11 protein-coding genes are annotated in these 8838 nt (G+C 59.2%); 3 read left to right on the top strand and 8 right to left on the bottom strand.

Annotated elements, in window-relative coordinates; all coding sequences use genetic code 11:
- Positions 1-61 precede the first annotated feature (61 nt).
- Positions 62-544 carry an ABC transporter substrate-binding protein gene (locus ASF71_RS22995; protein WP_082506087.1) on the bottom strand — a complete coding sequence of 161 codons (483 nt, stop codon included), beginning with the start codon at positions 542-544 and terminating at the stop codon, positions 62-64.
- A 334-nt stretch (positions 545-878) separates the two neighbouring features.
- Here ASF71_RS22995 and ASF71_RS15295 point away from each other — a divergent pair, with 334 nt between their 5' ends.
- Entirely contained in the window at positions 879-1184 is a 306-nt protein-coding gene (locus tag ASF71_RS15295) for a hypothetical protein (RefSeq protein WP_056301915.1), read from the top strand.
- A 538-nt stretch (positions 1185-1722) separates the two neighbouring features.
- Positions 1723-2172, top strand: a complete 450-nt coding sequence (locus tag ASF71_RS15290; protein WP_082506086.1) for a cupin domain-containing protein — start codon at positions 1723-1725, stop codon at positions 2170-2172.
- 80 nt (positions 2173-2252) lie between these two features.
- On the opposite strand, the gene ASF71_RS22985 is transcribed toward ASF71_RS15290, so the two are convergent.
- Positions 2253-2738 (bottom strand): GreA/GreB family elongation factor, encoded by a 486-nt coding sequence (locus tag ASF71_RS22985; protein WP_162243124.1) that lies wholly within the window; start codon positions 2736-2738, stop codon positions 2253-2255.
- A gap of 187 nt (positions 2739-2925) precedes the next feature.
- Here ASF71_RS22985 and ASF71_RS22980 point away from each other — a divergent pair, with 187 nt between their 5' ends.
- A complete protein-coding gene (locus ASF71_RS22980; RefSeq protein WP_082506084.1) occupies positions 2926-3705 on the top strand; it encodes a CAP domain-containing protein in 780 nt (259 codons plus the stop codon).
- A 51-nt stretch (positions 3706-3756) separates the two neighbouring features.
- On the opposite strand, the gene ASF71_RS15275 is transcribed toward ASF71_RS22980, so the two are convergent.
- The 6 genes from ASF71_RS15275 to ASF71_RS25855 all read right to left on the bottom strand — a co-directional run bounded on the left by ASF71_RS15275 (position 3757) and on the right by ASF71_RS25855 (position 8748).
- Entirely contained in the window at positions 3757-5868 is a 2112-nt protein-coding gene (locus ASF71_RS15275; RefSeq protein WP_056301898.1) for a type II secretion system protein J, read from the bottom strand.
- Positions 5869-5889: 21 nt separating this feature from the next.
- Positions 5890-6285 (bottom strand): prepilin-type N-terminal cleavage/methylation domain-containing protein, encoded by a 396-nt coding sequence (locus ASF71_RS15270; protein ID WP_056301895.1) that lies wholly within the window; start codon positions 6283-6285, stop codon positions 5890-5892.
- Positions 6285-6692, bottom strand: a complete 408-nt coding sequence (locus tag ASF71_RS15265; protein WP_056301893.1) for a prepilin-type N-terminal cleavage/methylation domain-containing protein — start codon at positions 6690-6692, stop codon at positions 6285-6287. Before ASF71_RS15265 ends, ASF71_RS15270 begins: the two co-directional genes overlap by 1 nt.
- Positions 6689-7168: a prepilin-type N-terminal cleavage/methylation domain-containing protein gene (locus ASF71_RS15260; RefSeq protein ID WP_056301891.1), complete on the bottom strand. Its 480-nt coding sequence runs from the start codon at positions 7166-7168 to the stop codon at positions 6689-6691. The genes ASF71_RS15265 and ASF71_RS15260 overlap by 4 nt, the downstream gene beginning before the upstream one ends.
- An 85-nt stretch (positions 7169-7253) precedes the next feature.
- The gene (locus ASF71_RS15255) at positions 7254-8465 is read right to left on the bottom strand and encodes a type II secretion system F family protein (RefSeq protein WP_056301889.1); all 1212 of its coding nucleotides are present in this window, start codon (positions 8463-8465) and stop codon (positions 7254-7256) included.
- 25 nt (positions 8466-8490) lie between these two features.
- Positions 8491-8748, bottom strand: coding sequence for a type II secretion system F family protein (locus ASF71_RS25855; protein WP_156372869.1), 258 nt, complete (start codon positions 8746-8748; stop codon positions 8491-8493).
- Positions 8749-8838: the final 90 nt, after the last annotated feature.

The raw sequence follows: 8838 nt of genomic DNA, 5'->3' as shown, positions 1-8838 counted from the left end.
TCACACCTCCAGAAGACCGCCTTTCGTCATTTTTGGCGATCCCCAAACCTGTTGAGGCTGTTCAGAACAGGGAAAACTGAAGTTGTCCTCTACTGAGGGCCGCGGCAACCGCCTGTGCACGATCAGGAGCGACCACACGGCTGAAAGACGCCCAGGCATGACTCGTCAACGCGTCATTGGTACTCGCAGGTGAAATGCTAGCCAGTCGTACAGGCTCAAAGGCCTGAGCCACCACATTTGACACGCTAGAGTTCAGGGCACCGACGACGCCGACAATACTGCTGTCGGCCAACACGTCTTGAGCGACCACACCACCTCGTGTGGCTGAGGCCTGATCATCAAAAGCAGCAAGGACGAGATCATATCCTTGGAATTTGAACGTACGAACTTTTGCTTCGACAGCAAGTTCAGCGCCACGGCGCAGCTCAATCCCTACCGAGGACAGACTTCCCGATAACGGGCTGATCGTCGCGACTTTGAGCGTAGCGGCCTGTGCACAACTGAGTGCAGCCAAGAGTGCGATGAAACCAATTTTCTTCTCCATGCGCCAGTATGCAAGGGCCTCTTCTCACGTCTTTATGACAGACTCCAGACCGCTCGTTATCTGATGTTGGGAAGTAGACAGATCTGCATCACCTACTGACCTGCGCATAGGTTCATAACACGATGAATCACGAGTCAGCTGATCCTGGGCTGCTTATTACTGGAGCGAGCTCAATTGGCGAATGTTCGCCTGAGCAGCCCTATCGCTCCGAATCAAGGCTCGGATCAGTAGGTGAGCGATGGGGCCGATACTGTTTCCCTCGTCTGGTGCGGGCCTACTCTAACGAGACGCCCACCCTGCTCCAGTTTCTTGCCGGGGTATAACGGGAGCCTGCATGATGTTGGGGGATGAGGTCAACTTCATCTGGAGGAAGGGCCACCGGCGAAATGAATGCGCCAAACCTGTTGCCATGGATCGGGAATGGCAGGTCAACATGCTCCCTATGTACAGCGTGACCATCACTATGCGCGACGGCACGGTCACTCTGGAGCTGAAGCACGCCGCAGAACTGGCGGCACTGTTGACGTTCGACACGGCAATCACCTATCCCGGGAATACCATCACCTTGACGCATGAGGGTGTGGAACTCAGGCGGCGGCAGGTGCCGAGTAGCCAACTTCAACAACGTGAAATGGCGTGACTGAGCTGCTCACCAGGGCGCCCGAGCAGTCATCCTACTTCGCAGATCATGCTGCACCTTTTTCCTGCGCTGTAGGCTTGGGTAGGGGCAGGACCTCTCCTGAGGTGCGTCAGCAGAGTGGGCAGGTGATCGGTGGCCAGCTTGTTCTCACGCGCACCTCAACTCTCCACAACGTCGGGGGCTTCCCAGCGATATACGCACCCGTGCTCATGCGCTGCCAGACCAGGACATGCCCCACCCTCTCGATCACCGCTGCACAGGCATCGTGAGGCGTGTCGAAGGGGCCGAGCGTCTCTCCCACCGAGCCAGTTAAGAGGTGAGTAGCCGTGGCGTAAATTTCAGGCAACGGCTTAGGATCAGGATCGACTCGTTTCCTCAAGGACATGTCTCCTCGCCCGTAGAGCAGTTGGACACCATGTATATAGACCGGAGACTAGAGTACCGGGTGACCTGACCTATTGGAGTACATGTTGCCCCGACCGCACTCTTCGTCGCCTGAGAGAAAGACACCTGGAAGTTCTCCCTCAGTGAGCTTGAGATTAGGCTCACGCCGCAGGGCGGAAATCCTTCCCATCATCACCGGGCGTACGCGGAAACGTTCACCGCTTTGGACGGTGAACTGACCCTGATCCTGAACAATCGAACGGTCGTTCTCCAGCCGGGGGAATCGTACGAGGTCAAGGGAGGCGTCGTTCACCGGTTCTTCAACGCGACCCCTGGCCAGATTCGTTTCCGAAATGAAGTCCGTCCCGGCCATACCGGCCTCGAGAACTCGTTGCGGATTCTCTCGGGCTTGGCGGCGGACGGGTTATACGATGAAAAGAAGGAAATCCCCAAGCAACTGTCCCACTTGGCCGTGCTGGGGATGATGAGTGATATGCGTTTGCCTGGAGCGCTGTTTCTCTCCACGCCGATTCTGAAGGTCATTGCGGCTTGGGCACGGTGGCGTGGGGTGGAACAGGCGCTGGTCACTCGATACTGCCGCTGATCTGACCCGACGCGTCAAGGGCAGCGGCAGCATGAGCACCCGCTGGAATTAGGGTGGGCAGGCCGCAACCTTCTTAGAGTTCAGCGGTCGGTGTTGGGCTCGATTTGCTCGATGCGGTACAGCACGTCCTGCTTCAGGGTCACCGTGATGGTGTCGCCGACACGGCCACCCTGGAGTCTGGAGCCGACAGGGCTGTCCGGACTGACCTGAAGGACCCCGCCCAGCGCGCCGGCGGCCTCAGCTGCAGTGACGAGCTGCACGCGCTGTGTCTTGCCGGAGCCCAGATGGGTCAGGAGCACGACGTCGCCCAGCTGCACCACGTCGTGGGTTCCAGCGGGTACCTCAAGGATCTGAGCGGTGGCGAGCAGCTCCTGGAGTTCCTCGACGCGTTCTTCGAGCGTGGCGAGTTGTTGTTGGGCTTCGACGAGGTTGAGGCTCTCGGCCTCGTTGGACTCGAGCTGGTCACGCACGTACTCTCGGGCTTCATCGAGGCGGACCTGTTCGCGCTGCAGCGTCTGCTGGAGGCGTTCGAAGCCGCGGGCGGTCAGTTGGGAAGGAGCAGGCATGGATGAGGCGGAAGATAGTGCGGCGTTGGTGCTGTTGGATGCGGCCATGGCTACTGATGGTTTATGTGCGGGAGTGACGTTGAATTTGATGTGCAGCATGCGATTTCTAGACCTGCACTTGGCCTAGGCCATAGCGCGCAGAGCATCTCCGCTTGACAAGCGTTCTGTTTGGTGCAGAACTGGAGTTATGAAACGACTGCCCCTCCTGCTCTGCGCTGGCCTGGTGCTCGGCCTGAGCGCCTGCACCGATATCAAACCTCCTACGAATCCACCTATCACCATACCCCCCACGACTGAGCTGCCTCCAACGGATACCCCCCCACCCACTAATCCTCCGACGGACCCGCCAACAACCCCTCCGACGAATCCCCCGACGAATCCCCCGACGAATCCTCCTTCGACGGCACCCTTCCTACCGACAGCCGGTGCTGCTGTGGGATCTGGTAACGGGACCCCAGAAGGCACGATTTACGTTTCGCCTTCCGCGCAAGAAATCGAAGTTCTTAACCTAATCAATGAAGTTCGTACTACCGGGAAAATCAATGGCGTAGATGCTATTGCTGGGACGTGTGCGGCCAATAACTTTTCGCCGCGCAATCCTCTGACATACAATGGCGTTCTGTCGTTTATGTCACGTAAGCACGCTGAATACATGAGCAATGTAGGCTATGAGTTCCATAATGAAACTGCTACGAACAGCTCTTACTTTTATGGCGCAAGTCCTACCGAAAGAAAGGTTCGAGCCTACAGGGAACTGGGCGTGAACGAAGTTGGCTACATTGGGGAAATAGTCATCACGGGCCGTAACTCTACGGAAAGCGCCGTAAGAGATTGGATGTTAAGCCCTGGACACTGTACGGCTATTATGTATCCCTCTTTCACAAGCTTTGGAGCTGGCCATAGCTACGCTACGCCGGATGTAAGTAATAATAAGTGGGGAAATTCTTGGACCGCTGTAATGTACTAAAACGTTGAGATGAGAAAGGGGGCGAGATTGATCTCGCCCCCTTTTCGATATTCAAAAGCCTTTAGGTCTTAGACATTGTTTGGTCACTTCGTCGTAATAGTTGGGGTAAGCACAGCCACCTTGTCCGCCCCGGCCACCACCCCGTTTGTCTATGCCTATTAGAACGACTCCATTTTTAATCCCTCTAAACGTAGTTAAATTCATGACTTGAACATCCCTTTTAAAATCAGGTATTGAGGTTATAGCAGTGCTGGTGATAAAGCAATGCATGTCTTCTGGATTTCCAATAGGATATTCACAACTTTCCTGTGCTTCTCGACTAGGTGTCTGAACCACATAGGTATCTTTGGGATCAAGAGTTAAGACTGTAGACGCGCTCGTTACTGTCAAAGTTCTGTATAGACTACCCAACCTATACTGCCAGATAAATAACGGACTTAGATCGAAAGTATTACCTGGATCATAGAAGTACAGTGCGAAGTTGCCATCAGTCGGCGCTGGAGGGCCGCCAGGGATTGGTGGTCCACCAGGAACAGGTACAACGGGATCACCTGGCAGAGGCGGCCCTCCAGGGACTGGAGGCGTGCTATCGGCGTAGTTGATGGTGACAGTAGTGGTCTTATTGCTGTCGACCTGAAGGGTGGTCGTACTAATTGTGGGCTTGTAAGTACCAGCATCGTCAGCTTGGACGGTGTATTGCCCCGGCACGAGCAGGAGCGTGGCACCACCGTTGGCGGCGGGGATCGTGGCACTCTCTGGCCCACTCACCCGAATCGACGAACCACCCGTGTACGTCGCAGGCAGACCCGTAACCTGTACGTTGATCGAACCCTTCGGCACGGCGTAATTGATCGTCACGACCGTGTTGGTGGTGCTGTCAACAACGAGCGTCGAGACACTGACCGTGGGCACGTAGGCTCCAATCGGGTCCGCGTTGATCCCATAGGTCCCAGGGGTGAGTCGAACTTCCTGTGCGCCGGTCTGGGCCGGTACCTGTACCGTCTCCGGGCCGCTGAAGGTCACCAAGCCGCTCGCAGGGGGCGGAGTGGGGAGACCGCTGACCTGGACGACTACTCGACCCTTGCGGACGGTGTAGTCCACGAAGATGGTTTCCTGCAGGCCGTTGCCGATCTTGGCCGGGCTGCGGGCGACGCGCGGGTCGTAGATGATGTTCCCGACAGTGATGGGGTCAGCACTCCCGATGTACGTGCCGGCCGCGATTTTGTCGTACACCTGCGCACCGAACGTCGTCTTGGTGGTCGACAGGCCTGGTCCGCGCACGTAGACCCTCGGCCGCAGGGTCGCCGGACCGACCAGTTCCTCGTTCAGGGTGACGTTCAGGCCCAGCTTGCCCAGATTGTTGGGGGGGGCGACCGGGTTGGCGTTGCAGGGCCAGGGGTAGATCCCCGGCAGGCCCAGCTGCACATAGCCGGCGGCCATCACGGGCTGCTCGTCGCTACTGGTGATCGCGTAGTTGACCCCGTCGAGCTTCTGGTTGCTCAATCGAGGCGCAGGCGCCTTTGCCGTGGCCGTGAAGCGCCCAGCGGCAGCGCCGTAGGTGGGTTCAAACACGAGCTTGTCGACGTTGGTGGCGACAACCTGGGCAGCAGAGACCCCGTTGTCCGTCTTGGTGCGCACCAGGCCCTGAGCGGTCTTCTCCAGCTTGAGTTGACCATAGGTGAAGGCAGTGATCCCGCCCGGCATGTTCATGTTGCAGCTGAACTCGACCACGCTGCCGGTGCCGTCAGGCGTACTGGAGACAACACGGGTGGGCATGTACTCGCCCTGGCTGCCGACGATCATGACGTCCTTGCCGACGTAGCTCGCGAAGGCGTTGTTGAGGATGTGGAGGGTCTTGCCCTGATAGCGGTCGTGGCCGCGGTTGAGGTCGAAGACGATCTCCTGGCGGAGCTTGTACATGTCCAGGCTATTGACGCTGGCGCTGGCGAGGAGGGTTTCGCCGCCGCGGATGTCCTGTGCGATCTGTTCGCCGAGCCGGGTGATGCTGCTGTTGGCTCCTGCAGCGAGGACTGTCTGGCGGTTGGCCTGGGTGCTGCGGGTCAGGAGCGGTCCGACGCTGTAGAAGAGGCCGGCGAGGAGCGCGATGGCGACCAGGACCTCGATGAGCGTGAAGCCACGCGTTTTATCTGGGGGATGACGCATCCAAATCTCCTTGTGGGGGCATTAGGGGGTGACCTCGATGACGAGGGCATTGGAGTCGTTGGGGATGTCCCGGCGGGAGACCGTGATGGTGACGCGGTCGGTGGAAGGACGGGCGACGGTGTAGGCCAGGACGTTCCAGACGGCACGGTCCCGCTCGTTGTCGAGATCGCGGAGGGGGACCGCGGCGCTGACGTTGCCCTGGATGGTGGACCCGGTGGGGAGGCTCTGGGCGGCGTAACGCTCGGCGAGAGCTTCGGCGGCGGTGGCTTGGAGGGACTGCACTTCTGCTCGGCTGTTGATTTCGGTCAGGGCGATGTTGTTTTGGATGATCATGCCGATCCCGATGGACAGGACGACAAAGGCCACGAGGACCTCGATGACCGTGAAGCCGGCCTGGCGGTGGGCCTGAGTGCGCATCAGTTCACTCCCAGGCGGGCGTTGCCGTAGCCCGGGTCGATCAGGACGTCGGCGGTGGTGGAGGCATCGTCTGACGCGACGGTGAGGCGTTGCGCTGTAGAAACTCTGCCTTTGGCGTCGTAACAGAACTCTGGCAAATTTACTGTCACCCCTTGGGGCAGGAGCAGTGGCGCCGGTGTCAGGGCTGGCGTGGTGACGATCTGTCCCTCGTGCAAGCTCACGCACGCGCCCTGCTCACGGCTGGAGGCGTCGGCGGCAACGCTGTTGAGGTAACTCACCATGCCGGCGGCGAAGGGCGCCACAGGGTCGCTCGGGCGACTGAGGCGGCTGACGACCAGGGCCATGACCAGCGCCAGGATGCCGATGACGATTAAGACCTCGATCAGGGTGTAGCCGGAGGTATTCACTGCGCTTCCCCATTGACGAAGGTCTTGCTGTCGCCCGTGACTTTGGTCGTGACGAGCGCGGTGCGGGCACTGGTGCCCTGGGCGATGCTGCACGTGATGGACCCGGTCGGAGCCTTCCAGCCCAGCTGGCCACTCGCCAGGGCGTTGTTGGCCTGTGGGCCTGTGCTGATGAGGGCATAGCCCTGCGCACAGTTCAGCCCGGTCAGGCTACTTACGGTGCGGACTGGAGACTGACTGAGCCACTGCTGGATCGCAAGGCTGACCTGATAGCCGTGGGCTTTGGCAGCTGTACGGTTGCCTGTCCGGAGGGATCCGCTGAAGTTCCCCACGAGAACGGCGGCCAGGATGCCGATGATGGCGATGACGATCAAAATCTCGACCAGGGTAAATCCCTCCTCTCTCATGCCTTCATGGTGTGGGCGGTTCTGGTTGACCGGTACGTTGTGCCCCTGATAGGGGTGTGGATTCTGGGTCATGAAGTCCTTCCTGGCGCTATGAATGGCAATCCTTCCGGCAGACGAAGCCCCCGGGAACGCCGGGGGGTGCAGGCGTTCCTTCAGTTCAGGTGCTCAGGTTCTTGATGACTTCACTGAGTGGGAGCATGACGGCCAGGACCAGGCCGCCGACGATGACGCCTAGGAAGACGATCATGAACGGCTCGATGTACTTGGTCAGGTTGCGGGCGTCCGTCTCGACTTGCCGCTCGTAGAAGTCCGAAACGCGGTCAAGCATTTCGGAGAGCTCACCTTTGGATTCCCCGGTTCGGACCATGCCGGTGATGGTGGCGGGGAACAGTTTGGGGTGGGCTTCGAGCACGGTATAGAGGTGATCGCCGCGCTCGACGCTCTTGCGGCCGAGAAGGAGAACGTCTTCGAGGACGCGGTTGCCGCTGGCTTCGGCGGCGATACCGATGGCCTCGTTTTTGGCGATGCCGTTGCTCAGGAGGGTGGCGAGCGTCCGGTTGACGCGGCTGAGGCTGCCCAGGAGGACCAGATCGCCAATTTTAGGGATACGCAACACGAACTTATCGAAGTTGGTCTTGCCCTGATCGGTCTTGATGTAGCGCTGGACGAAGATGACGGCCGCGACGATGACGGCGAGCAGGAGGAGGCCAATGGGCCCTCGCACGACGGCCGAGAAGCCGAGGATGATCTTGGTCAGGGGCGGGAGGGCGACGTTGAGACCCTCCAGCATGCCCTGCATCTGGGGAATCACCATGATGGACAGCAGGATCACGACGGCAATGGCGATGGCGATGGTGATCGCGGGCTGAACGAGCGCACCGCGGACTTCCTGGGTCACCTTGACGTTGCGTTCGTACATGGTGCTCACGCGGTCGAGCGTCGTCGATAGGGTGTTGGTGCGAATCCCAGCTTTGACGAGCGCGACGAAGGATTTGTCGAAGATCAGGGGGTGTCGGCCGAGGGCGATAGGAAATTCCTGACCACGGGAAACGCCGTCTCGAATGTCATGCAGGGCGTCTTTGAGCTTCTGATTGGCAGTGGTCTGGAGGAGAGACGTCATGGTTTCGAGCAGGTTGACGCCGGCCCGGTCCATCAGGGCGAGCTGGCTACAGAGGAGGCTCATGTCAGTGCCGCTGGGAAGAGGATCTCGCAGCTTGATGTTCTGGCTCAGGGGGCTGGCGACTGCGAGACTCTTGGCGGTGATGTTCTTCTCTTTCAGATCGGCCAGGGCGGCCGCCTTGTCTTTTGCGGTGATGACGCCTTTAACCGCACCCTGGGGATTGAAGCCACTGTAGGCAAAGTTGGGCATAGGAAACTCCTGGAGCGAGGAAGGATCAGGGAAGCAGGAGGCGGAGTTGAGGCGCGCACAGGGTCAGCATCAGTGCGAAGCACACGAGGGCGAAACAGACCGCCAGCAGGGGTGGGGTGAGTTGCGCTTGGATTTTTTGCTGCAGAACAGCGTGTTTCTCGTATTGGCCACCGCGTTCGTCGAACCATTCGGCGAGAGTGCCCTTCTGGACATGGGTATCGACCAGAGAAGCGTTGACCTGCTCGAAAATTTGGGATTGCCGGGCGAGGGCTGTTCCTAGCACTACTTAAACACGGATTTTGGCGCTGTAGACGGTTTTCACACGTGTCTGGCAAGCTGACGCATGACCACCGATCAAGCCACTGCTCTTCCC

It is taken from the genome of Deinococcus sp. Leaf326, assembly GCF_001424185.1.
Taxonomy (GTDB): Bacteria; Deinococcota; Deinococci; order Deinococcales; family Deinococcaceae; genus Deinococcus.
This window is presented reverse-complemented; position numbering and strand designations above follow the sequence as displayed.